Raw genomic sequence first — 24,956 nt, 5'->3', positions numbered from 1 at the left:
CTGATTCGCTATGCGAAACAAGCTGCCGGCGCGTCCGCTCTAACGGCAAGATCCGTGCAAGCCGCACCGTCGCGCGGCTTTTTTATCGGGCGTGCGCGTGCCGGGTCCCGCGGCAGGTCAACGCGTGATGATGCACGTGTCAAAAAAGCGCGGTGCGAAACCGCACGCAATCGCAGCCGATATGGCGGCCACCCCTATAAGTGCAAATCCCGATGATTGCACTGCACCAACGGCGCGACAATGTTCTGTAATGTGCATACGCGTCGGCGCGGGAGACCAACCCTCGAGGCGTACCACGGCGCCCGGGGGCAGCCCGCTGATCCGCTGACCTGTTCGCGGCCGCTTGCGCCAGGCTTCCCGGTGCTTCGCCTGACTTCGTACGGAAGGGAACATGATTCTCGGCGACACGATTCTGGAAACACGCGGACTGACGAAGGAATTCAGGGGCTTCACCGCCGTGAACGGCGTCAACCTGCGTGTGCGCCGCGGCGCGATCCACGCATTGATCGGGCCGAACGGCGCGGGCAAGACCACCTGTTTCAACCTCCTCACCAAATTCCTGACGCCCACGGCCGGGCAGATCGTCTTCAACGGCATCGACATCACCGACGAGCGTCCCGCGCAGGTCGCGCGGCGCGGCATCATCCGCTCGTTCCAGATATCGGCCGTGTTCCCGCACCTGACCGCGCTGCAGAACGTGCGCATCGGCCTGCAACGCGCGCTCGGCACCGAATTCCATTTCTGGCGCAGCGAACGCACGCTGAAGCGGCTCGACGATCGCGCGATGGACCTGCTCACGCAGGTCGGCCTCACCGATTTCGCGCACGTGCCGACCGTTGAGCTGGCCTACGGCCGCAAGCGCGCGCTCGAGATCGCGACGACGCTCGCGATGGAGCCCGAACTGATGCTGCTCGACGAGCCCACGCAGGGGATGGGCCACGAGGACGTCGACCGCGTGACCGCGCTGATCAAGAAGGTCGCGAGCGGCCGCACGATCCTGATGGTCGAGCACAACATGAACGTGATCGCGGGGATCTCCGACACGATCACCGTCCTGCAACGCGGCGAGGTGCTGGCCGAAGGCTCGTACGCGGAAGTGTCGAAGAATCCGCTCGTCATCGAAGCCTACATGGGCAGCGCCGACGCGGCGCTCGCGGGGGCGCACGCATGAAGCACAGCGAACGGGAGGAACGCGAATTGAGCGGCGTCGAGAGCGGTACGCCTGCGCTGGAAATCACGGGCCTGGAGGCCTGGTACGGGGAATCCCACATATTGCACGGCGTCGACCTGACCGTGCATCGCGGCGAGGTCGTCACGCTGCTCGGCCGCAACGGCGCGGGCCGCACGACGACGCTGCGCGCGATCATGGGCCTCACGGGCCGCCGCAGCGGGTCGATCAAGGTCGCCGGCCACGAGACGATCGGCCTCGCGACGCATCGCATCGCGCATTACGGCATCGGCTATTGCCCGGAGGAGCGCGGGATCTTCTCGAGCCTGTCGTGCGAGGAGAACCTGATGCTGCCGCCGCTGATCGGGCCGCGCGAGCATTCGATGTCGCTCGACGAGATCTACGCGATGTTCCCGAACCTCGCGTCGCGTCGGCAGAGCCAGGGCACGCGGCTGTCCGGCGGCGAGCAGCAGATGCTCGCGGTCGCGCGAATTTTGCGCACCGGCGCGAACCTGCTGCTGCTCGACGAGATCTCCGAAGGCCTCGCGCCGGTGATCGTCCAGGCGCTCGCGCGGATGATCGTCGCGCTGAAGGCGCGCGGCTACACGATCGTGATGGTCGAACAGAATTTCCGCTTCGCCGCGCCGCTCGCCGACCGCTTCTACGTGATGGAGCACGGCAGCATCGTCGAGCATTTCCGCGCGTCCGAACTGGAAGGCAAGATGCCGACCCTGCACGACCTGCTCGGAGTATGACGCCGCCTCGTTTCCGTTGCCGCTAGCCGTGGCGGCCCTCGAATAACCACAACGCATCAGAACAACAGGAGACGTCAATGAAAATGAAGACCCTCGCACAGGCCTGTCTCGCGCTCGCGAGCGCCGCACTCACCGCCGGCGCCGCGCATGCCGCGGATAGCGTGAAGATCGGTTTCGTCACCGACATGTCGGGGCTGTATGCGGACATCGACGGCCAGGGCGGTCTCGAGGCGATCCGCATGGCGGTCGCCGACTTCGGCGGCAAGGTGCTCGGCAAGCCGATCGAGGTCGTGTACGCGGATCACCAGAACAAGGCGGACATCGCCGCGTCGAAGGCGCGCGAATGGATCGACCGCGGCGGGCTCGACCTGCTCGTCGGCGGCACGAATTCGGGGACGGCGCTGGCGATGGCCAAGCTGGCCGCGGAGAAGAAGAAGGTCTACATCAACATCGGCGCGGGCGCGGACACGCTGACGAACGAGGAGTGCACGCCGTACACGGTGCACTATGCGTACGACACGATGGCGCTCGCGAAAGGCACCGGCTCGGCGGTGGTGAAGCAGGGCGGCAAGACGTGGTTCTTCCTGACCGCCGACTACGCGTTCGGCAAGGCGCTCGAGAAGAACACGTCGGACGTCGTGAAGGCGAGCGGCGGACAGGTGCTGGGGGCGGTGCGGCATCCGCTGTCCGCGTCGGATTTCTCGTCGTTCCTGCTGCAGGCGCAATCGTCGAAGGCGCAGATCCTCGGTCTCGCGAACGCGGGCGGCGACACGATCAACTCGATCAAGGCCGCGAAGGAATTCGGCATCACGAAGACGATGAAGCTCGCCGGGCTGCTGATGTTCATCAACGACGTGCACAGCCTCGGCCTCGAGACGACGCAGGGCCTCGTGCTGACCGACAGCTGGTACTGGAACCGCGACGCGGCGTCGCGCCAGTGGGCGCAGCGCTACTTCGGCAAGATGAAGAAGATGCCGTCGAGCCTGCAGGCGGCCGACTACTCGTCGGTGACGACCTACCTGAAGGCCGTGCAGGCCGCCGGGACGACCGATTCCGACAAGGTGATGGCCGAGCTGAAGAAGATCAAGATCAGCGACTTCTACGCGAAGGGCTACATCCGTCAGGACGGCAGCATGATCCACGACATGTACCTGATGGAAGTGAAGAAGCCGTCGGAATCGAAGGAGCCGTGGGACTACTACAAGGTGCTCGCGACGATTCCGGGCGAACAGGCGTTCGGCACCAAGCAGGAAACGCGCTGCGCGCTGTGGAAGTAAGCATCGGATAGCGGCGCGCACGGGCGCGCCGCACGGTGGCGGTGGCAGCGACGTGCCCGCTGCGCCGCCCGCGTGCGCGCGGCTGCAAAGTTGCGTACGCAACGAAACTCATTCTGACGGCTAAGTCGATGGAAATCTTTGGCATTCCGTTGCCGGCGATGCTGAGCCAGTTGCTGCTCGGGCTCGTCAACGGCTCGTTCTATGCGATCCTGAGCCTCGGGCTCGCGGTGATCTTCGGGCTGCTCAACGTGATCAACTTCGCGCACGGCGCGCTGTTCATGCTGGGCGCGATGCTCGCGTGGATGGGGCTGTCGTATTTCGCGCTGCCGTACTGGGCGATGCTCGTGCTCGCGCCGTTGATCGTCGGCGCGTTCGGGATCGCGATCGAGCGCTCGATGCTGCGCTGGCTGTACAAGCTCGATCACCTGTACGGGCTGCTGCTCACGTTCGGCCTCACGCTCGTCGTCGAAGGCGTGTTCCGCTCGATCTACGGCGCATCCGGCCAACCGTACGACGTGCCGTCGCAGCTGTCCGGCGCGACCAACCTCGGCTTCATGTTCCTGCCGAACTATCGCGCGTGGGTCGTCGTCGCGTCGCTCGCGGTGTGCCTCGCGACGTGGTTCGTGATCGAGAAGACGCGCCTCGGCGCGTACCTGCGCGCGGGCACCGAGAACCCGAAGCTCGTCGAGGCGTTCGGCGTGAACGTGCCGATGATGATCACGCTCACCTACGGCTTCGGCGTCGCGCTCGCCGCGTTCGCGGGCGTGCTGGCCGCGCCGGTGATCCAGGTGTCGCCGCTGATGGGCCAGCCGATGATCATCACCGTGTTCGCGGTGGTCGTGATCGGCGGGATGGGCTCGATCCTCGGCTCGATCGTCACGGGCCTGCTGCTCGGCGTGATCGAGGGCTTCACGCGCGTGTTCTATCCCGAAGCGTCGGCCACCGTCGTGTTCGTGATCATGGCGATCGTGCTGCTGTTCCGCCCGGCGGGCCTCTTCGGCAAGGAAAAATGATGCAGAGAAAAGTGCTCTACGGCGTGCTGCTCGCCGCACTGCTCGCCGCGCCGTTCATCGGCGCGTATCCGGTGTTCGTGATGAAGGTGCTCGCGTTCGCGCTGTTCGCGGCCGCGTTCAACCTGCTGATCGGCTATACGGGACTGCTGTCGTTCGGCCATGCGATGTTCCTCGCGACGGCCGGCTATGCGACCGGCTATTCGATGCAGACGCTCGGTTTCACGCCGGAGCTCGGCGTGCTGACCGGCACCGTCGCCGCGACGCTGCTCGGGCTCGTCGTCGGGCTGTTCGCGATCCGCCGGCAAGGCATCTACTTCGCGATGATCACGCTCGCGTTCGCGCAGATGGTCTACTTCATTTATCTGCAGGCGCCGTTCACGCACGGCGAGGACGGCCTGCAGGGCGTGCCGCGCGGCCATCTGTTCGGGCTGCTCGACCTGTCGAACGACGTCACGCTGTACTACGTCGTGCTGGCGGCGGTCGTGGCCGCGTGCGCGTTCATCGTGCGGGTCGTCCATTCGCCGTTCGGCCAGGTGCTCGTCGCGATCAAGGAGAACGAAGCGCGCGCGATCTCGCTCGGCTACGACACCGATCGCTTCAAGCTGCTCGCGTTCATCCTGTCGGCCGCGCTCGCGGGGCTGGCCGGCTCGCTGAAGGTGCTCGTGCTCGGCTTCGAGACGCTGTCGGATGCGTACTGGACGATGTCGGGCCTCGTCGTGCTGATGACGCTCGTCGGCGGGATGGGCACGCTGTTCGGGCCGCTGCTCGGCGCCGCGCTGATCGTCGCGCTGGAAGACCGGCTCGGCGACATCGGCGAATGGCTCGCGTCGACGACGGGCGTCGCGTGGTTCCATTCGCTCGGCGAATCGACGACGATCGTCACTGGGCTGATCTTCATCGCATGCGTGCTGGCGTTCCGGCGCGGCATCGTCGGTGAGATGGTCGCGCGTATCAAGCCGCTCAGGGCGTCGTCGTGAGCATGCGGTGCGCGTCGCCCGCGTTGATGCGAAGCACCATCCGGCTCGGCCGGGAAGGGCGTCACCGCGGGCTCGGGCCGTCGCCGCGCGGCCGGCTGGTGCCCCATTTTCGTGCGGCAATGCACCATAGGGGTAAATGCTAAGTTGTCGTGGTGCTTAAGCCTCTTTAAGATTCACTTCAGTTCTGATGCACCGCGAAACGAATTTGCAGGTGGAGAACGAGGAGACAATCGAGGCACAAAGTGCCCGGACCCCAAAGCGCTGTTGGACGGAATCCAACAGCGCTTTTTCATTTGCGTGCACGAATTCCCTCGATGGTGCATCGGCCCGCACGCCAGCCGATGGCGCCGCTTTCCGCGTTTGCGTTCGCACCGCGTCTTTTCCGCGCTTTGCCGTGTTGCCCGTTTTTCCGTTTCCCGCGATCCGTTCGCCGACGATGCGCAATCCCGCACAGGCGCTTCGGGCTTACCCGGTTGGCGGGCGCGAAAGGCGTCCGTTACACTCGGCTTTCGCCGACCGTGCGGTCGGGAAAATCGGTCGGCAGTTCTCCTACAAGCACAATGCAGAACAGGGAGTACGGTTGGATGAGCAGCGCAGCACGGTGGTTCGGGGCAGGAGACGCGGCGGACGCCGTTCGTTCGTCATGGGGTGCCCGATGGGTCATCGGGGCATTTCCGAGCCGTTCCGCGGCCTGTATGCGCGTCCCGGCGCCGGCGCGGGTCGTTGCGCTCGCATCCGTCTCTGCATCCGTATGCGCAATCGCATGAGCGGCGGGCTTTCCGAGGTTTCATCGCTTGCCGTGCGTGCCGACCATCGATGCGCGCGCAACGAGCTTGCGCACGCTCCCGCATTTCTTCGCTTTCTTCATCCTGACGACACCGCTGCTGCGCATCGTGACGGTCGGACGGCCGTTTCAATCGGCGCGCGGCGCGTGGCGGCGTGTCGCGGGAAAACGAGCATGGGCGCGGACGGGTGGGATAATTAAGATATTAACTTGTTTGGGGACCGGGAGCCGCCCGAGCAACCGTGGTTTTTTCGAGCAGCGTTTGGAGACAACGTAAATGAAGATGAATCGATGGATGGAGGCCCTGCTTGCCGCGGGCCTCGTGTGTGCGGCGGCCACGGCGTCGGCGCAGGTGAAGATCGGCGTGACGCTGTCGGCCACCGGGCCCGCCGCGTCGCTCGGGATTCCGGAAAAGAACACGATCGCGCTGCTGCCGAAGGAGATCGCGGGCAAGAGCGTGCAGTACATCGTGCTGGACGACGCGTCCGACACGAGCCGTGCGGTGCAGAACGTGCGCAAGCTGATCGACGAGGACCACGTCGACGCGATCATCGGCTCGTCCGTCACGCCGAACTCGCTCGCGATGCTCGATCCGGTGTCGCAGGGCAAGACGCCGACGATCTCGCTCGCGGCGAGCGCGCAGATCATCGCGCCGATGGACGCGAAGCGCGCGTGGATGTTCAAGGTGCCGCAGAACGACCAGTTGATGGCCGATGCGATCGCCGGCTACATGGCGAAGCATGGCGTGAAGACGGTCGGCTTCATCGGCTTCGCCGACGCATACGGCGACAGCTGGTACAAGACGTTCGACGCGGCGGCCGCGAAGAACGGGCTGAAGCTCGTGTCGAACGAACGCTATAACCGGACCGACGCGTCGGTGATGGGGCAGGTGCTGAAGCTGCTGGGCTCGAACCCGGATGCGGTGCTGATCGCCGGCTCCGGCACGCCGGCCGCGCTGCCGGCCAAGACGCTGAAGGAGCGCGGCTACAAGGGCAAGGTCTACCAGACGCACGGCGTCGCGAATAACGATTTCCTGCGCGTGTGCGGCAAGGATTGCGAAGGCGAGATCCTGCCGGCCGGCCCGGTGCTCGTGACCGACCAGCTGCCCGATTCGAATCCGGTGAAGAAGCCGGCGCTCGGCTACAAGGCCGCGTACGAGAAGGCTTACGGCGCGGGTTCGCTGTCGACTTTCGGCGGCCATGCGTGGGATGCGGGCCTGCTGCTGCAGCGCGCGATCCCGGACGCGCTGAAGAAGGGCCAGCCGGGCACCGAGGCGTTCCGCGAAGCGCTGCGCGCGTCGCTCGAAAGCGTGAAGGACCTGCCCGTCTCGCACGGCGTGATCAACATGACGGCGACGGATCACAACGGCTTCGACACACGTGCGCGCGTGATGGTGCAGATCGTCGACGGCAAGTGGAAGTTGCAGGCCGAGTAAGCGTCACGTGAAACCGGCGTGCGCGGCGCGAACGGCGCCGTGCACGCCGTCGGCAGGGCGGCGCGCGTCACGGCCGCATCCGTGCCGCCTGGAACGGCCGGGGCCCGCCGTGCGCCCCGGCCGTTTCCGCCTTTCGTTTCTCCGCAGCATTCTCTCGATACACGAAACGTATGGATCTCTCGATTGCGGCGATCCTCGCGCAAGACGGCATCACGACCGGCGCCATTTATGCATTGTTGTCGCTGGCGCTCGTGCTGGTGTTTTCCGTCACGCGGGTGATCTTCATTCCCCAGGGCGAATTCGTCGCCTACGGTGCGCTGACGCTGGCCGCGTTGCAGGCGCAGAAATTTCCCGCCACCTGCTGGCTGCTGTTCGTGATGGGCGTCGCATGCTTCCTGCTCGAAGCCGGCGGCCTGATCCGGCATCGCGAACGCCGCCATCAGCTCGGCCGCACGCTCGCGACGCTCGGCAGCCGCTACATCCTGCTGCCGCTCGCGGTGTTCGCAATCACGCGCAGCTTCGCCGCGCAGCCGATGCCGATGCTCGCGCAGATCGCGCTGACGCTCGCGATCGTCGTGCCGATGGGGCCGTTCATCTACCGGCTCGTGTACCAGCCGATCGCCGAAGGCACGACGCTGCTGCTGCTGATCGTGTCGGTCGCCGTCCATTTCGCGATGGTCGGCCTCGGCCTCGTGATGTTCGGCGCGGAAGGCTCGCGTACCAACGGGTTCTCGGACGCGTCGCTCGCGATCGGCAGCATGACGGTGTCGGTGCAGAGCATCCTGGTCGTCGTCACGGCGCTCGTGCTGATCGGCGCGCTGTATGTGTACTTCGGCCGCACGATCGCCGGCAAGGCGCTGCGCGCGACGTCGGTGAACCGGCTCGGTGCGCGGCTCGTCGGCATCGGCACGACCGAAGCCGGGCGGCTCGCGTTCACGTTCGCGGCGGGGCTCGGCGTGTTGTCCGGGATCCTCGTCGGCCCGCTGACGACGATCTACTACGACTCGGGCTTCCTGATCGGGCTGAAGGGCTTCGTCGGCGCGATCATCGGCGGGCTCGTCAGCTATCCGCTCGCGGCCGCCGGCTCGCTGCTCGTCGGCGTGCTCGAATCGTATTCGTCGTTCTGGGCGAGCGCCTACAAGGAGGTGATCGTGTTCACGCTGATCATTCCGGTGCTGCTGTGGCGGAGCTTCGCGACGCCGCATGCGGAAGAGGAAGAGGAGTGACGCGATGAAGACGATGGTACGCAACAAGACCTTCTGGCTGTTTCTCGTGGTGCTGTTCGCGCTGCCGGTGCTGCCCGGCGCGCTGCAGGTGCCCGAATACTGGATCACGCTCCTGAACTACATCGGCCTGTATGCGATCGTCGCGATCGGGCTCGTGCTGCTGACGGGCGTCGGCGGGATGACGAGCTTCGGACAGGCCGCGTTCGTCGGCATCGGCGCGTATGCGACCGCGTTCCTGACGACGCGCTACGGCGTATCGCCGTGGCTCGCGCTGATCGTCGGCGTTGTGCTGACGGCGCTCGTCGCGCTCGTGCTCGGCGCGGTGACGATGCGGCTGTCTGGGCACTTCCTGCCGCTCGGCACGATCGCGTGGGGCCTCGCGCTGTTCTACCTGTTCGGCAACCTCGAACTGCTCGGCAAGTACGACGGGATCAACGGGATTCCGGCGCTGAACCTGTTCGGCATCGTGCTCGACAGCGGCCGCAGCCTGTACTTCCTGATCTGGGCCGTGGTGCTGGCCGCGATCGTGTCGGTGCAGAACCTGCTCAACAGCCGGCCCGGCCGCGCGATCCGCGCGCTGCGCGGCGGCGGCGTGATGGCCGAGGCGATGGGCGTGAACACCGCGTGGATGCGCGTCGTGATCTTCGTCTACGCGGCCGTGCTCGCGGCGGTATCGGGCTTCCTGTACGCACACCTGCAGCGCGCGGTGAACCCGACGCCGTTTGGTCTGAACCACGGGATCGAATTCCTGTTCATGGCTGTGGTGGGCGGCGTGTCGCACGTATGGGGCGCGGTGCTCGGCGCGGCGATCCTGACCGTGCTGCAGGACTATCTGCAGACGCTGCTGCCGAAGCTGCTCGGCTCGGAAGGCAACTTCGAGATCATCGTGTTCGGCGTGCTGATGGTGCTGCTGCTGCAGTACGCGCGCCAGGGCGTATGGCCGTTCGTCGCGAGACTGTTCCCGCGCGGGCCCCGTGCGCACGTGCCCGAGCAGGCCGATCCGCTGCCGCAGCGCGCGAAGCCCGTGGCCGGCGAGCCGCTGCTCGTCGTCGACACCGCACGCAAGCAGTTCGGCGGGCTCGTGGCCGTGAACGACGTCAGCTTCGACGTGAAAGCGGGGCAGATCATCGGGTTGATCGGCCCGAACGGCGCGGGCAAGTCGACCACGTTCAACCTCGTGACCGGCGTGCTGAAGCCGACCGGCGGCGCGATCACGTTCCGCGGCGAGCGCATCGACGGACTGACGTCGCGCCAGATCGTCCGCCGCGGCATCGGTCGCACGTTCCAGCACGTGAAGCTGTTGCCGACGATGACGGTGCTCGAGAACGTCGCGATCGGCGCGCATCTGCGCGGTCATACCGGCGTGTGGCGCAGCATTGCGCGGCTCAATGCGCACGAGGAAGCGCAGTTGCTGGCCGAAGCCGCGCGCCAGATCCGGCGTGTCGGGCTCGAAGCGCACATGTACGACGAAGCGGGGAGCCTCGCGCTTGGTCAGCAACGGATTCTCGAAATCGCGCGGGCGCTGTGCTGCGATCCGACGCTGCTGTTGCTCGACGAGCCGGCCGCGGGGCTGCGTTACCAGGAGAAGCAGCAACTCGCCGACCTGCTGCGGCGGCTGAAGGCGGAAGGAATGAGCGTGTTGCTCGTGGAACATGACATGGATTTCGTGATGAACCTTACCGACCGGCTGGTGGTGATGGAATTCGGCACGCGGATCGCGGAAGGGCTGCCGCAGGACGTGCAGCAGGACCCGGCCGTGCTCGAAGCGTATCTGGGCGGGGTGGAGTGATGACGGACACGACGATGCCGATTCTCGACGTACGCGGGCTGGCGGTGCGGTACGGGAAGGTGGAGGCGCTGCACGGTGCGGCAATCAAGGTGGGGGCGGGGCAGATCGTCAGCGTGATTGGCCCGAACGGCGCCGGTAAATCGACGCTGCTGAACGCGATCATGGGGGCGCTCCCGGTAACGGGGCACGCGTCGGGCGCGGTCGTGTATCGCGGCACCGACGTCAGCGTGTTGCCGGTCGAGCAGCGCGTCGCGCGCGGAATGTGCCTCGTACCGGAAAAGCGCGAGCTGTTCAGCACGATGACGGTCGAGGACAACCTCGTGCTCGGCGCGTATCGGCGCAAGCAGGCGGGGGAATCGAACTTCCTCGATCAGCTCGATCACGTGTTCGCGCTATTTCCGCGGCTGAAGGAGCGGCGCCGGCAGGCGGCCGGCACGCTGTCCGGCGGCGAGCGGCAGATGCTGGCAGTCGGCCGCGCGCTGATGGGCAAGCCCGACCTGCTGATGCTCGACGAACCGAGCCTCGGGCTGGCGCCGCTGATCGTGAAGGAGATCTTTCATATCATCAGCGCGTTGCGCGGCACCGGCGTGGCGACGCTGCTGATCGAGCAGAATGCACGGGCGGCGCTGCAGATCTCCGACTATGGCTATGTGCTGGAGACGGGCGAGTTTGCGCTGGAAGGGCCGGCGGCCGAGCTTGCGCAGAATCCGCGTGTGATCGAGACGTATCTTGGGTTGGCGAAGAAGACGGCTTGATTGCCGGTGCGGTGGACGGGAAACGGGCGGCGTGTTTCACGTGAAACACGCCGTTTTTGTTTGTGAGCAGGCTGGAGCGTCGATGCGCAGACGGTTCAAGGCCGGGATAAGTCGTGCGGGAACAGTGGGAAGCGCTGTGCGGCGCTGGCGGCTTCGTCCACGGACGCTGACGATGCACCGCACCTCGGTGGATAAGTGCCCCGGAAATCGACAGAAATGCTGTGTGGATGAGGGCACAGGGCATCGCTTCCGCCTGTTGTGCCGGGCACAGTCGCCGGTCACGTCAGACGTTCCGCACATGCTGCATGGCTGGTACCCCAGGTTTTTGCACAGGCGTGGAAATGCGCATTGAAGCGCGCGAAAAGCGTTGCCAGCACGGCTCGGAACGATAAATTCCCTCGTCCACAGCCAAAAAATCGCCGAAATGCACAGACCCTACCATTCGGACGGCCTTCGGGCGAAAAGCGAACCCGCTATAATTCGGCCCATACATTTCTCAGATAGGTTCGTACGCAGTTCCGCGTACGGAATCCACCATGCTTTTTCCCACAGAATTTGACGTCATCGTCGTCGGTGGCGGCCATGCCGGCACGGAAGCCGCGCTGGCGTCCGCCCGTATGGGCGCAAAGACACTGCTGCTGACCCACAACATCGAAACGCTTGGGCAGATGAGCTGCAATCCGTCGATCGGCGGCATTGGCAAGGGCCATCTGGTCAAGGAAGTCGACGCGCTGGGCGGCGCAATGGCCGCCGCGACGGACGAAAGCGGTATTCAGTTCCGGATCCTCAATTCGTCGAAGGGGCCGGCTGTGCGCGCGACGCGTGCGCAGGCCGATCGCATCCTGTACAAGGCCGCGATCCGCCACCGGCTCGAAAATCAGCCGAACCTGTGGCTGTTCCAGCAGGCCGTCGACGATCTGATGGTCGAAGGCGACCGCGTGGTTGGCGCCGTCACGCAGATCGGCATCCGCTTCCGCGCTCGCGCGGTCGTGCTGACGGCCGGTACGTTCCTCGACGGCAAGATCCACGTCGGCCTGAACAACTACACGGGCGGTCGCGCGGGCGATCCGGCGGCCGTGTCGCTGTCGTCGCGCCTGAAGGAGCTGAAGCTGCCGCAGGGCCGGCTGAAGACCGGTACGCCGCCGCGTATCGACGGCCGCACGATCGACTTCTCGAAGCTCGACGAGCAGCCGGGCGACCTCGATCCGATTCCCGTGTTCTCGTTCCTGGGTCGCGCGGAGCAGCATCCGCAGCAGCTGCCGTGCTGGGTCACGCACACGAACGAACGCACGCACGACATCATTCGCGGCGGTCTCGACCGTTCGCCTATGTATACAGGCGTGATCGAAGGCGTCGGGCCGCGCTATTGCCCGTCGATCGAGGACAAGATCCACCGGTTCGCATCGAAGGAATCGCACCAGATCTTCCTCGAGCCGGAAGGGCTGACGACCAACGAGTTCTACCCGAACGGGATCTCGACGAGCCTGCCGTTCGACGTGCAGCTCGAGCTGGTGCATTCGATGCGCGGCCTCGAGAATGCGCACATCCTGCGCCCCGGTTACGCGATCGAGTACGACTATTTCGACCCGCGTGCGTTGAAAGCGTCGCTCGAGACGAAGGCGATCAACGGACTGTTCTTTGCGGGTCAGATCAACGGGACGACCGGCTACGAAGAAGCGGCTGCGCAGGGTCTGCTGGCTGGTCTCAATGCGGGCCGCTACGTGCAGGAAAAGGATGCGTGGTGCCCGCGTCGCGACCAGGCATATCTGGGCGTGCTGGTCGACGATCTCGTCACGCGCGGCGTGGCGGAGCCGTACCGGATGTTCACGAGCCGGGCCGAGTATCGCCTGAGCCTGCGCGAAGACAACGCCGACATGCGCCTGACCGAGATCGGCCGCGAGCTTGGGCTGGTGGACGATGCACGTTGGGATGCCTTCAGCCGGAAGCGCGACGCTGTTTCACGTGAAACCGAACGCCTGAAGTCGACGTGGGTTACGCCGAAGACGCTGCCTGCCGAAGAGGCGACCGCGCTGCTCGGCAAGGCGATCGACCACGAATACAGCCTCGCCGAGCTGCTGCGCCGCCCCGGCGTGAGCTACGACGGCGTGTGCGGGCTGAAGGGCGGCGAGTGCGGCCCCGCGGAGCCGTTGACCGACGATTCGGTGCTGCTCGAGCAGATCAAGGAGCAGGTCGAGATCGGTATCAAGTATCAGGGCTATATCGAGCGCCAGGCGTCGGAGATCGAGCGCAACGACGCGAACGAAAACACGCGCCTGCCGGACGGTATCGATTACCGCGAGGTTCGCGGCCTGTCGTTCGAGGTGAGCCAGAAGCTCAACGAGTTCCGGCCGGAAACGATCGGGCAGGCGTCCCGCATCTCGGGCGTCACGCCGGCGGCAATCTCGCTGCTGATGGTGCATCTGAAGCGTCGCGGCCTGGGCCGCCGTAATGGTACGGCCGCAGATGCCGCCGCGGCCGCGGAGCAGGGGGACGGCACTGTCCCGACGCAACAATGACGGCGCGTCGCGCGCCGGCGGTTAATCGGGACGTACTGGAGGGGATGCTCGTCGAAGGCACGGCGGCGCTCGACCTCACGCTGACGGATACGCAGCGCAACCAGCTGCTGGACTACGTCGCGCTACTCGGCAAGTGGAATGCGGTCTACAACCTGACCGCGATCCGCGACCCGAAGCAGATGCTGATCCAGCACATCCTCGATTCGCTTTCGATCGTCCCGCATCTGCGCGGCCGTACGTCGGCGCGCGTGCTCGACGTCGGCTCGGGCGGCGGGCTGCCCGGTATCGTGCTGGCGATCGTCGAGCCGGGCTGGCAGGTCACGCTGAACGACATCGTGCAGAAGAAATCGGCGTTCCAGACGCAGATGCGCGCGGAACTGAAGCTCGCGAACCTGTCGGTCGTGACCGGCCGGGTCGAATCGCTGCAGCCGGGTGTCGAAGTCCCGGAAAAATTCGACATGATCGTATCCCGCGCTTTCGCGGACCTGTCCGACTTCGTTAAACTTGCTCGACATCTGGTTGCGCCGGGCGGATCGATCTGGGCGATGAAGGGCGTTCATCCGGACGACGAGATTGCGCGGTTGCCGGAAGGCAGCCGCGTGAAGCAGACGATCCGGCTGGCGGTGCCGATGCTCGATGCGGAGCGGCATCTGTTCGAAGTGGCCGTCGACGACGCGAATTGAAGGCGCGCGGTAGCGCGCCGTTTGTTTGAAGGTAAAGGGAACACACCAACGATGGCAAAGATCTTCTGCGTTGCGAACCAGAAGGGGGGCGTCGGCAAGACGACGACATCGGTCAATCTCGCCGCAAGCCTTGCAGCGCAGGAGCAACGAGTCCTGTTGATCGATCTCGACCCGCAGGGCAACGCGACGATGGGCAGCGGGATCGACAAGGCCGCCTGCGAAGCGACCGTGTACGAAGTGCTGGTCGACGGCGTGTCGGTCACCGACGCGCGCGTGCGTCCGGAAGGCGTCACCTATGACGTGCTTCCCGCGAACCGCGAGCTGTCCGGCGCCGAGATCGAACTGATCAGCATCGACAACCGCGAGCGTCGCCTGAAGGCCGCGCTCGAGCACGTGGCCGACGACTACGATTTCGTGCTGATCGATTGCCCGCCGACGCTGTCGCTGCTGACGCTGAACGGCCTGTGCGCGGCGCATGGCGTGGTGATTCCGATGCAGTGCGAGTACTTTGCGCTGGAAGGGTTGTCGGACCTCGTCAACACGATCAAGCAGGTTCACGCGAACATGAACCGCGACCTGAAGATCATCGGCTTGCTGCGCGTGATGTTCGATCCGCGCATCACGCTGCAGCAGCAAGTCTCCGATCAACTGAAAGCGCACTTCGGCGACAAGGTGTTCGACGCGGTGATTCCGCGCAACGTGCGCCTCGCCGAAGCGCCGAGTTACGGGTTGCCGGGCGTCGTGTTCGATCGCAGCTCGCGTGGTGCGCAGGCGTATATCCAGTTCGGTGCCGAGATGATCGAGCGCGTGCGCGCGTTCGAGGTGTCGTGATCCGGACATGAGCGAAGCGAGGAAGAAAGACATGAACGCGGTACCAAAGAAGAAGGGCTTGGGACGTGGCCTCGAAGCGCTGCTCGGCGGCAGCGCCGATATCACCGAAGCGGTGAAGATCGAAGGCGCACCGAACACGCTCGCGCTCGGCAAGCTGCAAGCCGGCAAGTACCAGCCGCGCACGCGGATGGACGAGGGCAGCCTGCAGGAACTCGCGGCAAGCATTCGCGCGCAGGGCGTGATGCAGCCGATCCTGGTACGGCCCATTTCGTCAGACAAATACGAGATCATCGCGGGCGAGCGGCGGTTCCGCGCGGCGCGCCTGGCCGGCCTCGATGAAGTGCCGGTGCTCGTGAAGGACGTATCCGATCAGGCCGCCGCCGCGATGGCGCTGATCGAGAACATCCAGCGCGAGGACCTGAATCCGCTCGAAGAGGCGCACGGCATCCAGCGTCTGCTCGACGAGTTCGGTTTCACGCACGAACAGGCGGCCGAATCGGTCGGCCGTTCGCGCAGCGCGGTGTCGAACCTGTTGCGCCTGCTGAACCTCGCGTCGCCGGTGCAGACGATGCTGCTGGCCGGCGATCTCGACATGGGGCACGCACGGGCGCTGCTCGCGGTCGATGCGGCCACGCAGATCACGCTCGCGCATCAGGTGGTCAACAAGCGCATGTCGGTGCGCGAGACCGAGAAGCTCGTCTCGCACACGACGAAGGAAGCCCCGGCCGTGAAGGCGCGTGCGAAGGACGATGGCGGTCGCGATACGCGTCGCCTCGAAGAGGAGTTGTCGGACCTGCTCGCGTCGACGGTGAAGATCAAGCTCGGCCGCCGCGGGCGAGGGCAGGTGCTGATCGACTTCGGCAACCTCGATGCACTCGAGGGCATTCTCGCGCGACTGCGCGGCAACGTCGCAACAGAAGAATAACGGGGCAGGTATGCAGGAAACGGGCGCACCGCCGCCGCGCCGGTGGCTCGGCTGGCTTGCGCAGGAACCGGTACTATCGGTGCTCGCGCTGGGGCTGATCGTGCTGCAATGGGTGCGTCCGCAACCATTTTCGGTACTCGCCGATCGCGTCGACTGGCAGACGGTCGCGACGCTCGCGGGCCTGCTGATGTTGACGAAGGCGCTCGAGCTGTCCGGCTGCCTGATGTGGCTCGCGCATCGCATCGTGCATCACGTGCATTCCGAGCGCGGGCTCGCGATGCTGCTCGTCGGCTTCGCCGCGGTATTGTCGATGTGGCTCACCAACGACGTCGCGCTGTTCGTCGTCGTGCCGTTGATGGTGTCGCTGCGCGCGCTGACGCCGCTGCCGTTCCGGCGGCTCGTGATCGTCGTCGCGCTGGCGGTCAATGCGGGGTCCGTCGCGACGCCGCTCGGCAATCCGCAGAATCTTTTCCTGTGGCAATTGAGCGGCGTGTCGTTCGGCCGCTTCGTGGTCACGCTCGGGCCGCTCGCCGTCGCGCTAATGGCGCTGCTGTTCGTGCTGACCGCGTTGATGTTCCGCGCGAAGCCGCTCGACCTGTCCGGCGACGCCGCGGCCTTTCCCGTACAACGCATGCACGCGCTGATCGCGGCGGTGCTGTTCGCCGCATTCGTGCTGCTCGCCGATGCGCACCATCCGCTGCCGGGCCTCGTCGGGGTCGCGATCGTGCTGCTCGCCGTCAAACGCGACGCAGTCCTGAAGATCGACTGGCTGCTGCTGCTGATCTTCGTGCTGATGTTCGTCGTGCTGCGCAGCGCGGCCGCGCTGCCCGTCGTGCACGACGCGATCGCGCACGCGCAACTCGATTCGCCGCTGCGCGTCTATGCCGCCGGCGCCGTGCTGTCGCAGGTGATCAGCAACGTGCCGGCCGCGATCCTGCTCTCGGAGTTCACGCGCGACTGGCGCGCGCTTGCCTTCGGCGTATCGGTCGGTGGCTTCGGTTTCGCGATCGGTTCGCTCGCGAACCTGATCGCGGTGCGTCTCGCGAAAGAGCCGCGCATGTGGCTGCCGTTCCACGTCGTGTCGATTCCGTTCGCGCTGGTGAGCGCGGCGCTCGGCGCGTGGCTGCTCATGCACGGTTGAGCGAGGCCGGTGTGTGCGGCGCAGGTGTGCCGTTCGGGTCGCGGGCAGGGCGCACAGCGTCCATCGTGATCGAGCATTGTGGATAAGTGTTGCAATCCACAGTCGAACATCTGTGGCGGCGCGACAACTGACTGGATGAATCGATGCGCGAACATCCGGTCGAATTTCTCGCGTCGCGCGCGCTGTTCGGTTCTCGCGCGTGGCTGATTCGGGCGCGTCGCGCCGAGTCGTTTCCAATGGCTGCATTGCAGCGAATTCCGTGCGGCGATCGCACCGCTTCCGCCTGACCCGCCTCGCGCATCGTTTCCCCGCCATTTACCCCCGTCACCGGAGTTTTTTGCGCACGAAATACCGGTGCACGAAACCGACCTTACAACTGTCATCGTACGTCGTCGAATCGGGCGTTTTTTCACATCATGAGGCGTCGTTTTATGCAGGTTTTTGTCGCGTCTAAAGCCTTGAATCACTTGCAACTATCGCTTACAATCGCCCGGATTTGTTAGCTAGGCACCCCTGAAAGCTTTCAGAAAGCTTGGGGTCGGGTTCAAGGATTTCAGCGGAAGATTGCGATGGCGGGTCAGGCGCCGGACGACAGGCACGATGATCAGCGCACGCAACGCACCGCTTCGGCGGCCGGCGAGCGGCGTGAATCCGACGACGACTGGGATGTCGAGCAGCAAGATAACAACATCGTTCCGCTGACGCGGGCCGAGGCCGAAAGGCTGTTTGGCCCGAACGTGAGCAAGCCCTCGCGCGTGACCCCCTACAAGGTGGTGTTCGCGCAAGTGGTCCTGTCCCTGGTTGCAACGCTGGCGTGGTGGCTGTTTTCGAAGTCGCCGGGCGCCGCTGCGCAATCCGCGTTTCTGGGCGGAGCGATCGGCTGGGTGCCCAGTGCGGTATTCGTGGCACGACTGAAGGCAGGTGGCTCGGCCACCGTGATGAGCTGGGTGATGGGCGAAGCCCTGAAACTCGCTCTGACGATCGGGATGTTCACCGCGGTGGCGTTCGGCTGGGCCGGCGTGCACTGGGTGCCGTTCCTCGTCACGTACCTCGTCGTGCTGAAGACGTACTGGATCGCGCTGGCCTGGCGGTAAGGAACAAGCAGCGTGCGGTTTCGACAACGAACCGCACCGGCCCGTTCCCGCAATAGCGTGTTGCGGAACGGGGCAAAACGATTTTCGACAATTTGGGTGGCATTAACGATATGGCAGCTAGCGAAGGCACGCGCGGTCCGGATCCGTCCGAGTACATTGCGCACCACTTGCAGAATTTCTCCACCTCGCATCAGACGTCGATTTTCGATATTCACGTCTGGAATATCGACACGCTGTTCTGGTCGATCGTATGCGGCATCGTGACGATCCTCCTGCTGCGTCTGGCCGCCCGCAAGGCGACGTCGGGCGTGCCGGGCCGTTTCCAGTGCGCGATCGAGATGCTCGTCGAAATGGTCGAAGACCAGTCGAAGGCCATCGTCCACGGCAATCGCACCTTCATCGCGCCGCTCGCCCTCACGGTGTTCGTGTGGGTCGCGCTGATGAACTCCCTCGACTTCCTCCCGGTCGACCTGCCGGGCCGCGTGATCGGCCTGCTCGGTCTGTCGGACGTGATTTCCCACCATCGCATCGTCCCGACGGCCGACCTGAACGGCACGCTCGGCATCGCGCTCGGCGTGTTCGTCCTGATGATCTACTACAGCATCAAGATCAAGGGCGCGGGCGGCTTTGTGCATGAGCTGCTGTCGGCGCCGTTCGGCGCCCACCCGCTGCTGTGGATTCCGAACCTCGCGTTGAACATCGTCGAATACCTCGCAAAGACCGTCTCCCTCGGCATGCGGCTGTTCGGCAACATGTACGCGGGTGAGCTGTTGTTCCTGTTGATCGCCCTGCTCGGCAGTATGTGGAGCTTCGGTGGCGACGCAACGTTCCTCGGCTTCGTTGGTCATGTGATCGCGGGTAGCGTCTGGGCAATCTTCCACATCCTGATTGTTCTGTTGCAGGCATTCATTTTCATGATGCTGACGCTGGTGTATCTCGGCCAGGCGCACGACACGCACTAAGCGCGGCGTGCAACAAAGAGTCTTCGTTTTAGTTTTTTAAATCTCAGTTCCAAGTCTTTTCACAAAGGAGTGATCATGCAAGCTTACATCGCCAACATCCAGGGTCTGACCGCCATCGGTATCGGCATCATCATCGGCCTGGGTGCAATCGGCGCCTGTATCGGTATCGCGCTGATGGGTGGCAAGTACATCGAAGCCTGCGCACGTCAGCCGGAACTCATCAACCCGCTGCAAACGAAGATGTTCCTGCTGGCTGGTCTGATCGACGCTGCATTCCTGATCGGCGTGGGTGTCGCAATGCTGTTCGCGTTCGCGAACCCGCTCCTGTCGAAGCTCGCAGGCTAAGGTTCCTCGGAAATATGCGTCCGGCGCGAGCCGGCGCAGGGCGGAACGGAGACTTGGGGCGCTGATCGAATGCAACTCGATGAGCGCCTTACCGTTTCATTTTTCCGGAATAGCAGATAAGGAAACACCGTGAATCTCAACGCAACTCTGTTTGCGCAAATGGTCGTGTTCCTGGTCCTCGCGTGGTTCACGATGAAATTCGTGTGGCCGCCGTTGATCAACGCCCTCGACGAACGTTCGAAGAAGATCGCCGACGGCCTCGCCGCCGCGGAGAAGGGCAAGGCGGAACTCGACGCAGCGCACAAGCGCGTGGACCAGGAACTCGCGCAGGCCCGCAACGACGGCCAGCAGCGCATCGCCGACGCTGAAAAGCGTGCGCAGGCGGTCGCCGAGGAAATCAAGGCCAACGCCCAGGCTGAAGCCGCCCGCATCGTCGCCCAGGCGAAGGCGGAAGCAGAACAGCAAATCGTGAAGGCGCGCGAAGCGCTGCGTGGCGAAGTCGCCGCGCTGGCCGTGAAGGGCGCCGAGCAGATCCTGAAGCGCGAAGTCGATCAAACGGCCCACGCCCAACTGCTGAATCAACTGAAAGCCGAGCTCTGATCATGGCCGAACTTGCAACCATCGCCCGCCCTTACGCAGAAGCGCTGTTCCGCGTGGCCGAGGGCGGTGACATCGCCGCCTGGTCCACGCTCGTGCAAGAGCTGGCCCAGGTTGCGCGTCTGCCGGAAGTACTGTCGGTCGCGTCGAGCCCGAAGGTGACGCGCACGCAAGTAGCCGAGCTGCTGCTTGCTGCGGTGAAGTCGCCCGTCGCGGCCGGCGCCGAAGCGAAGAACTTCGTGCAGATGCTGGTCGACAATCATCGCATCGCGCTGCTGCCGGAAATTGCCGAGCAGTTCGAGGCGCTCAAGAACGAACGTGAAGGTGCAGCCGACGCCGAGATCGTGAGCGCGTTCCCGCTGAACGGCGCGGATCTCGACAGTCTCGTCTCGGGCCTCGAACGCAAGTTCAAGCGCAAGCTGAAACCGACGGTCGAAGTCGATTCGTCGCTGATCGGCGGCGTGCGCGTGACGGTCGGCGACGAAGTGCTCGACACCTCGGTTCGCGCGCGTCTCGCATCGATGCAGGCTGCCTTGACCGCCTGAGCGCCACGCCGGCACGCAACAGAATTGACTATCAGGAGCGAATAATGCAACTCAATCCCTCTGAGATCAGCGAGCTGATCAAGAGCCGGATCCAGGGCCTTGAAGCGAGCGCAGACGTTCGCAACCAGGGCACCGTGATCTCCGTGACCGACGGTATCGTGCGTATCCACGGCCTGTCGGACGTGATGCAGGGCGAAATGCTCGAGTTTCCGGGCAACACGTTCGGTCTCGCGCTGAACCTCGAGCGCGACTCGGTCGGCGCGGTGATTCTCGGCGAATACGAACACATCTCGGAAGGCGACATCGTCAAGACGACGGGCCGCATTCTCGAAGTCCCGGTTGGTCCGGAACTCGTCGGCCGCGTGGTCGACGCGCTCGGCAACCCGATCGACGGCAAGGGCCCGGTCAACGCGAAGCTGACCGACGCGATCGAAAAGATCGCCCCGGGCGTGATCTGGCGTAAGTCGGTGTCGCAGCCGGTGCAGACGGGCATCAAGTCGATCGACGCGATGGTGCCGATCGGCCGTGGCCAGCGCGAGCTGATCATCGGCGACCGTCAGTGCGGCAAGACCGCGGTGGCGCTCGACGCGATCATCAACCAGAAGGGCAAGGACCTGATCTGTATCTACGTCGCGATCGGCCAGAAGGCTTCGTCGATCATGAACGTGGTTCGCAAGCTCGAAGAAACGGGCGCGATGGAATACACGATCGTCGTCGCCGCTTCGGCATCGGATTCGGCTGCGATGCAGTACCTGGCGCCGTACGCCGGCTGCACGATGGGCGAATACTTCCGCGACCGCGGCCAAGACGCGCTGATCATCTATGACGACTTGACCAAGCAGGCTTGGGCATACCGTCAGATCTCGCTGCTGCTGCGCCGCCCGCCGGGCCGTGAAGCGTACCCGGGCGACGTGTTCTATCTGCACTCGCGTCTGCTCGAGCGTGCGGCTCGCGTGTCGGAAGAGTACGTCGAGAAGTTCACGAACGGCGAAGTGAAGGGCAAGAGCGGTTCGCTGACGGCACTGCCGGTCATCGAAACGCAGGCTGGCGACGTGACCGCGTTCGTTCCGACGAACGTGATCTCGATTACCGACGGCCAGATCTTCCTGGAAACCGACCTGTTCAACGCAGGCATCCGCCCGGCAATCAACGCCGGCGTGTCGGTGTCGCGAGTCGGTGGCGCCGCTCAGACGAAGGTCGTGAAGAAGCTGTCGGGCGGTATCCGTACCGACCTCGCGCAGTATCGTGAACTGGCCGCATTCGCGCAGTTCGCATCGGACCTCGACGAAGCGACCCGCAAGCAGCTCGAGCGCGGTCGCCGCGTGACGGAACTGCTGAAGCAGCCGCAGTACCAGCCGCTGCAGGTGTGGGAACTGGCCGTGTCGCTGTACGCCGCAAACAACGGCTACCTCGACGACCTCGACGTCAAGCAAGTGCTGTCGTTCGAGAAGGGCCTGCGCGACAACCTGAAGACCAGCCACGCTGACCTCATCAAGCGCATCGAAGACACCAAGGATCTCTCGAAGGACGACGAAGGCGCGCTGCGCGCGGCGATCGAATCCTTCAAGAAGTCCGGTGCCTATTGATCCGCGAGTGACACACCGAGGCCGCGCGGGCGCGCATGATGCGCCCGCGCCGCTTCGGTGAGCGAGGCATGAGCCCCGAGTAAAGCGCTAAAGCGCTAACTCGGGGCGCAAAGGAGCAAGCTATGGCTGGAATGAAGGAAATTCGCGGCAAGATCAAGAGCGTGCAGAACACGCGCAAGATCACGAAGGCGATGGAGATGGTGGCTGCATCGAAGATGCGTCGCGCGCAGGAACGCATGCGCGCTGCTCGTCCGTATGCAGACAAGGTCCGTGCCATCGCCGCGCACATGAGCCGTGCGAACCCCGAGTACCGCCACCCGTTCATGGTGGCGAACGACGGCGCGCAGACGGCCGGCATCATCCTCGTCACGACGGACAAGGGTCTGTGCGGTGGTCTGAACACCAACGTGCTGCGTGCGACGGTGCAGAAGTTCAAGGAGCTGGAAGAGAAGGGCCAGAAGGTCGAAGCCACCGCGATCGGCGGCAAGGGCCTCGGGTTCCTGAACCGCTTCGGCGCGAAGGTGATGTCGCAGGTCGTGCACCTCGGCGACACCCCGCACCTGGACAAGCTGATCGGCGCCGTGAAGACGCAGCTCGATCTGTACTCGGAAGGCAAGCTGTCGGCGGTTTATATCGCTTACACGCGCTTCGTCAACACGATGAAGCAGGAAGCCGTGATCGAGCAGCTGCTGCCGCTGTCGTCGGAACACTTCGAAGCCGATGACGGTACGCCGGCGACGTCGTGGGACTACATCTACGAGCCGGACGCGCAGGCAGTCGTCGACGAACTGCTCGTGCGTTACGTCGAGGCGCTGGTGTACCAGGCCGTCGCGGAAAACATGGCGTCCGAGCAATCGGCGCGCATGGTCGCGATGAAGGCCGCGTCCGACAACGCGAAGACGGTGATCAGCGAACTGCAGCTCGTATACAACAAGAGCCGTCAGGCCGCGATCACGAAAGAACTGTCGGAGATCGTCGGCGGCGCAGCCGCTGTTTAAGCGCGCGCCCGGGACGACAACTGCGCCTTTGCGCGAGTAAAGAATCAGGTATTTAAAGGAAAAGCGATGAGTACTGCTGCTTTGGTAGAAGGCAAGATCGTACAGTGCATCGGCGCCGTTATCGACGTGGAATTCCCGCGCGACAGCATGCCGAAGATCTACGACGCGCTTATTCTCGATGGCTCGGAACTGACGCTCGAAGTCCAGCAGCAGCTGGGCGACGGCGTGGTCCGTACCATTTGTCTGGGTGCATCCGACGGCCTGCGCCGCGGCCTGACCGTGAAGAACACGGCAAAGCCGATCTCGGTGCCGGTCGGCAAGCCGACCCTCGGCCGAATCATGGACGTGCTTGGCCGTCCGATCGACGAAGCTGGCCCGATCGAAAGCGAAACGACGCGTTCGATCCACCAGAAGGCGCCGGCGTTCGACGAACTGTCGCCGTCGACCGAACTGCTCGAAACGGGTATCAAGGTCATCGACCTGATCTGCCCGTTCGCGAAGGGCGGCAAGGTTGGCCTGTTCGGCGGTGCTGGCGTGGGCAAGACCGTCAACATGATGGAGCTCATCAACAACATCGCGAAGGAACACGGCGGTTACTCCGTGTTCGCGGGCGTGGGCGAGCGTACCCGTGAAGGGAACGACTTCTACCACGAAATGAAGGACTCGAACGTTCTCGACAAGGTCGCGCTGGTGTACGGCCAGATGAACGAGCCGCCGGGCAACCGTCTGCGCGTCGCGCTGACCGGCCTGACGATGGCCGAGCACTTCCGTGACGAAGGCCTCGACGTGCTGTTCTTCGTCGACAACATCTACCGTTTCACGCTGGCCGGTACCGAAGTGTCGGCACTGCTCGGCCGTATGCCGTCGGCAGTGGGCTATCAGCCGACGCTGGCTGAAGAAATGGGCAAGCTGCAAGAGCGCATCACGTCGACCAAGAAGGGCTCGATTACGTCGGTTCAGGCCGTGTACGTCCCTGCGGACGACTTGACCGACCCGTCGCCGGCGACCACCTTCGGCCACCTGGACGCAACCGTCGTTCTGTCGCGTGACATCGCTTCGCTGGGCATCTACCCGGCGGTCGACCCGCTCGACTCGACGTCGCGCCAGATCGACCCGAACGTGATCGGTGAAGAGCACTACTCGATCACCCGTCGCGTTCAGCAGACGCTGCAGCGCTACAAGGAACTGCGCGACATCATCGCGATTCTGGGCATGGACGAACTGTCGCCAGAAGACAAGCTGTCGGTCGCACGTGCGCGTAAGATCCAGCGTTTCCTGTCGCAGCCGTTCCACGTCGCTGAAGTGTTCACGGGCTCGCCGGGCAAGTACGTGCCGCTGAAGGAAACGATCCGCGGCTTCAAGATGATCGTCGACGGCGAGTGCGACCACCTGCCGGAACAGGCGTTCTACATGGTCGGCACGATCGACGAAGCCTTCGAAAAGGCCAAGAAGATCCAGTAAGGGCTTGAGTGGGGCGCAAGCCGGCGTGTGCCGGCCGGAGCAATGAGTCAGCGATGACTTGTATGCCGGCCGCCCGCGTCGGCCGCAATACGC

Annotated in this window: 23 protein-coding genes; all 23 read left to right on the top strand. The window is 64.5% G+C overall.

Annotated elements, in window-relative coordinates; all coding sequences use genetic code 11:
- Positions 1 to 391 precede the first annotated feature (391 nt).
- The 23 genes from J8I35_RS16515 (at position 392) to atpD (ending at position 24,863) form a co-directional block, all read left to right on the top strand.
- Positions 392 to 1,171, top strand: coding sequence for an ABC transporter ATP-binding protein (locus tag J8I35_RS16515; RefSeq protein WP_006477266.1), 780 nt, complete (start codon positions 392 to 394; stop codon positions 1,169 to 1,171).
- Positions 1,168 to 1,923, top strand: coding sequence for an ABC transporter ATP-binding protein (locus J8I35_RS16510; RefSeq protein ID WP_050015804.1), 756 nt, complete (start codon positions 1,168 to 1,170; stop codon positions 1,921 to 1,923). Before J8I35_RS16515 ends, J8I35_RS16510 begins: the two co-directional genes overlap by 4 nt.
- A 77-nt stretch (positions 1,924 to 2,000) precedes the next feature.
- Positions 2,001 to 3,200, top strand: a complete 1,200-nt coding sequence (locus J8I35_RS16505; protein WP_209926211.1) for an ABC transporter substrate-binding protein — start codon at positions 2,001 to 2,003, stop codon at positions 3,198 to 3,200.
- 128 nt (positions 3,201 to 3,328) lie between these two features.
- On the top strand, positions 3,329 to 4,213 hold the full coding sequence (locus J8I35_RS16500; protein WP_050015808.1) for a branched-chain amino acid ABC transporter permease: 885 nt from the start codon (positions 3,329 to 3,331) through the stop codon (positions 4,211 to 4,213).
- The gene (locus J8I35_RS16495; protein WP_050015810.1) at positions 4,213 to 5,190 is read left to right on the top strand and encodes a branched-chain amino acid ABC transporter permease; all 978 of its coding nucleotides are present in this window, start codon (positions 4,213 to 4,215) and stop codon (positions 5,188 to 5,190) included. Before J8I35_RS16500 ends, J8I35_RS16495 begins: the two co-directional genes overlap by 1 nt.
- A gap of 211 nt (positions 5,191 to 5,401) precedes the next feature.
- Complete coding sequence (locus J8I35_RS16490; RefSeq protein ID WP_209926210.1) at positions 5,402 to 6,175, top strand: hypothetical protein; 774 nt, start codon at positions 5,402 to 5,404, stop codon at positions 6,173 to 6,175.
- Positions 6,176 to 6,251: 76 nt separating this feature from the next.
- Complete coding sequence (locus tag J8I35_RS16485) at positions 6,252 to 7,409, top strand: ABC transporter substrate-binding protein (protein ID WP_124594456.1); 1,158 nt, start codon at positions 6,252 to 6,254, stop codon at positions 7,407 to 7,409.
- 170 nt (positions 7,410 to 7,579) lie between these two features.
- Positions 7,580 to 8,635: a branched-chain amino acid ABC transporter permease gene (locus J8I35_RS16480; protein ID WP_209926209.1), complete on the top strand. Its 1,056-nt coding sequence runs from the start codon at positions 7,580 to 7,582 to the stop codon at positions 8,633 to 8,635.
- 4 nt (positions 8,636 to 8,639) lie between these two features.
- On the top strand, positions 8,640 to 10,424 hold the full coding sequence (locus J8I35_RS16475; RefSeq protein WP_124680394.1) for a branched-chain amino acid ABC transporter ATP-binding protein/permease: 1,785 nt from the start codon (positions 8,640 to 8,642) through the stop codon (positions 10,422 to 10,424).
- Positions 10,424 to 11,179, top strand: coding sequence for an ABC transporter ATP-binding protein (locus tag J8I35_RS16470; protein WP_050015818.1), 756 nt, complete (start codon positions 10,424 to 10,426; stop codon positions 11,177 to 11,179). Before J8I35_RS16475 ends, J8I35_RS16470 begins: the two co-directional genes overlap by 1 nt.
- Before the next feature lie 536 nt (positions 11,180 to 11,715).
- The gene (gene mnmG, locus J8I35_RS16465; RefSeq protein ID WP_209926208.1) at positions 11,716 to 13,695 is read left to right on the top strand and encodes a tRNA uridine-5-carboxymethylaminomethyl(34) synthesis enzyme MnmG; all 1,980 of its coding nucleotides are present in this window, start codon (positions 11,716 to 11,718) and stop codon (positions 13,693 to 13,695) included.
- Positions 13,692 to 14,378 (top strand): 16S rRNA (guanine(527)-N(7))-methyltransferase RsmG, encoded by a 687-nt coding sequence (gene rsmG / locus J8I35_RS16460; protein WP_050015822.1) that lies wholly within the window; start codon positions 13,692 to 13,694, stop codon positions 14,376 to 14,378. Before mnmG ends, rsmG begins: the two co-directional genes overlap by 4 nt.
- Before the next feature lie 51 nt (positions 14,379 to 14,429).
- On the top strand, positions 14,430 to 15,209 hold the full coding sequence (locus J8I35_RS16455) for a ParA family protein (protein ID WP_050015824.1): 780 nt from the start codon (positions 14,430 to 14,432) through the stop codon (positions 15,207 to 15,209).
- Between the two features lie 31 nt (positions 15,210 to 15,240).
- A complete protein-coding gene (locus J8I35_RS16450; protein ID WP_011546803.1) occupies positions 15,241 to 16,134 on the top strand; it encodes a ParB/RepB/Spo0J family partition protein in 894 nt (297 codons plus the stop codon).
- A 10-nt stretch (positions 16,135 to 16,144) separates the two neighbouring features.
- Positions 16,145 to 17,275: an SLC13 family permease gene (locus J8I35_RS16445; protein WP_209926207.1), complete on the top strand. Its 1,131-nt coding sequence runs from the start codon at positions 16,145 to 16,147 to the stop codon at positions 17,273 to 17,275.
- Between the two features lie 569 nt (positions 17,276 to 17,844).
- Positions 17,845 to 18,369 (top strand): ATP synthase subunit I, encoded by a 525-nt coding sequence (locus J8I35_RS16440; RefSeq protein WP_050015828.1) that lies wholly within the window; start codon positions 17,845 to 17,847, stop codon positions 18,367 to 18,369.
- 110 nt (positions 18,370 to 18,479) lie between these two features.
- Positions 18,480 to 19,331 carry a F0F1 ATP synthase subunit A gene (atpB, locus tag J8I35_RS16435; RefSeq protein ID WP_050015830.1) on the top strand — a complete coding sequence of 284 codons (852 nt, stop codon included), beginning with the start codon at positions 18,480 to 18,482 and terminating at the stop codon, positions 19,329 to 19,331.
- Between the two features lie 75 nt (positions 19,332 to 19,406).
- Positions 19,407 to 19,676, top strand: coding sequence for a F0F1 ATP synthase subunit C (atpE, locus tag J8I35_RS16430; RefSeq protein WP_006482730.1), 270 nt, complete (start codon positions 19,407 to 19,409; stop codon positions 19,674 to 19,676).
- Positions 19,677 to 19,805: 129 nt separating this feature from the next.
- On the top strand, positions 19,806 to 20,276 hold the full coding sequence (locus tag J8I35_RS16425; protein WP_006477283.1) for a F0F1 ATP synthase subunit B: 471 nt from the start codon (positions 19,806 to 19,808) through the stop codon (positions 20,274 to 20,276).
- Between the two features lie 2 nt (positions 20,277 to 20,278).
- Entirely contained in the window at positions 20,279 to 20,818 is a 540-nt protein-coding gene (locus J8I35_RS16420; RefSeq protein WP_006477284.1) for a F0F1 ATP synthase subunit delta, read from the top strand.
- A 44-nt stretch (positions 20,819 to 20,862) separates the two neighbouring features.
- On the top strand, positions 20,863 to 22,404 hold the full coding sequence (gene atpA / locus J8I35_RS16415; RefSeq protein ID WP_006756467.1) for a F0F1 ATP synthase subunit alpha: 1,542 nt from the start codon (positions 20,863 to 20,865) through the stop codon (positions 22,402 to 22,404).
- Positions 22,405 to 22,526: 122 nt separating this feature from the next.
- Positions 22,527 to 23,402, top strand: a complete 876-nt coding sequence (atpG, locus tag J8I35_RS16410) for a F0F1 ATP synthase subunit gamma (RefSeq protein WP_034209645.1) — start codon at positions 22,527 to 22,529, stop codon at positions 23,400 to 23,402.
- Between the two features lie 66 nt (positions 23,403 to 23,468).
- A complete protein-coding gene (gene atpD, locus J8I35_RS16405; protein ID WP_031397079.1) occupies positions 23,469 to 24,863 on the top strand; it encodes a F0F1 ATP synthase subunit beta in 1,395 nt (464 codons plus the stop codon).
- Positions 24,864 to 24,956 lie beyond the last annotated feature (93 nt).

Origin of the sequence: Burkholderia sp. CpTa8-5, from assembly GCF_017815045.1 — a bacterium.
Taxonomy (GTDB): Bacteria; Pseudomonadota; Gammaproteobacteria; order Burkholderiales; family Burkholderiaceae; genus Burkholderia; species Burkholderia sola.
This window is presented reverse-complemented; position numbering and strand designations above follow the sequence as displayed.

What these genes read in the sequence shown, in the direction of transcription:
- J8I35_RS16515 (WP_006477266.1), top strand. Translation starts at nt 392, where the DNA reads ATGATTCTCGGCGACACGATTCTGGAAACACGCGGACTGACGAAGGAA.
- J8I35_RS16510 (WP_050015804.1), top strand. Translation starts at nt 1,168, where the DNA reads ATGAAGCACAGCGAACGGGAGGAACGCGAATTGAGCGGCGTCGAGAGC.
- J8I35_RS16505 (WP_209926211.1), top strand. Translation starts at nt 2,001, where the DNA reads ATGAAAATGAAGACCCTCGCACAGGCCTGTCTCGCGCTCGCGAGCGCC.
- J8I35_RS16500 (WP_050015808.1), top strand. Translation starts at nt 3,329, where the DNA reads ATGGAAATCTTTGGCATTCCGTTGCCGGCGATGCTGAGCCAGTTGCTG.
- J8I35_RS16495 (WP_050015810.1), top strand. Translation starts at nt 4,213, where the DNA reads ATGCAGAGAAAAGTGCTCTACGGCGTGCTGCTCGCCGCACTGCTCGCC.
- J8I35_RS16485 (WP_124594456.1), top strand. Translation starts at nt 6,252, where the DNA reads ATGAAGATGAATCGATGGATGGAGGCCCTGCTTGCCGCGGGCCTCGTG.
- J8I35_RS16480 (WP_209926209.1), top strand. Translation starts at nt 7,580, where the DNA reads ATGGATCTCTCGATTGCGGCGATCCTCGCGCAAGACGGCATCACGACC.
- J8I35_RS16475 (WP_124680394.1), top strand. Translation starts at nt 8,640, where the DNA reads ATGAAGACGATGGTACGCAACAAGACCTTCTGGCTGTTTCTCGTGGTG.
- J8I35_RS16470 (WP_050015818.1), top strand. Translation starts at nt 10,424, where the DNA reads ATGACGGACACGACGATGCCGATTCTCGACGTACGCGGGCTGGCGGTG.
- mnmG (WP_209926208.1), top strand. Translation starts at nt 11,716, where the DNA reads ATGCTTTTTCCCACAGAATTTGACGTCATCGTCGTCGGTGGCGGCCAT.
- rsmG (WP_050015822.1), top strand. Translation starts at nt 13,692, where the DNA reads ATGACGGCGCGTCGCGCGCCGGCGGTTAATCGGGACGTACTGGAGGGG.
- J8I35_RS16455 (WP_050015824.1), top strand. Translation starts at nt 14,430, where the DNA reads ATGGCAAAGATCTTCTGCGTTGCGAACCAGAAGGGGGGCGTCGGCAAG.
- J8I35_RS16450 (WP_011546803.1), top strand. Translation starts at nt 15,241, where the DNA reads ATGAACGCGGTACCAAAGAAGAAGGGCTTGGGACGTGGCCTCGAAGCG.
- J8I35_RS16445 (WP_209926207.1), top strand. Translation starts at nt 16,145, where the DNA reads ATGCAGGAAACGGGCGCACCGCCGCCGCGCCGGTGGCTCGGCTGGCTT.
- J8I35_RS16440 (WP_050015828.1), top strand. Translation starts at nt 17,845, where the DNA reads ATGGCGGGTCAGGCGCCGGACGACAGGCACGATGATCAGCGCACGCAA.
- atpB (WP_050015830.1), top strand. Translation starts at nt 18,480, where the DNA reads ATGGCAGCTAGCGAAGGCACGCGCGGTCCGGATCCGTCCGAGTACATT.
- atpE (WP_006482730.1), top strand. Translation starts at nt 19,407, where the DNA reads ATGCAAGCTTACATCGCCAACATCCAGGGTCTGACCGCCATCGGTATC.
- J8I35_RS16420 (WP_006477284.1), top strand. Translation starts at nt 20,279, where the DNA reads ATGGCCGAACTTGCAACCATCGCCCGCCCTTACGCAGAAGCGCTGTTC.
- atpA (WP_006756467.1), top strand. Translation starts at nt 20,863, where the DNA reads ATGCAACTCAATCCCTCTGAGATCAGCGAGCTGATCAAGAGCCGGATC.
- atpG (WP_034209645.1), top strand. Translation starts at nt 22,527, where the DNA reads ATGGCTGGAATGAAGGAAATTCGCGGCAAGATCAAGAGCGTGCAGAAC.
- atpD (WP_031397079.1), top strand. Translation starts at nt 23,469, where the DNA reads ATGAGTACTGCTGCTTTGGTAGAAGGCAAGATCGTACAGTGCATCGGC.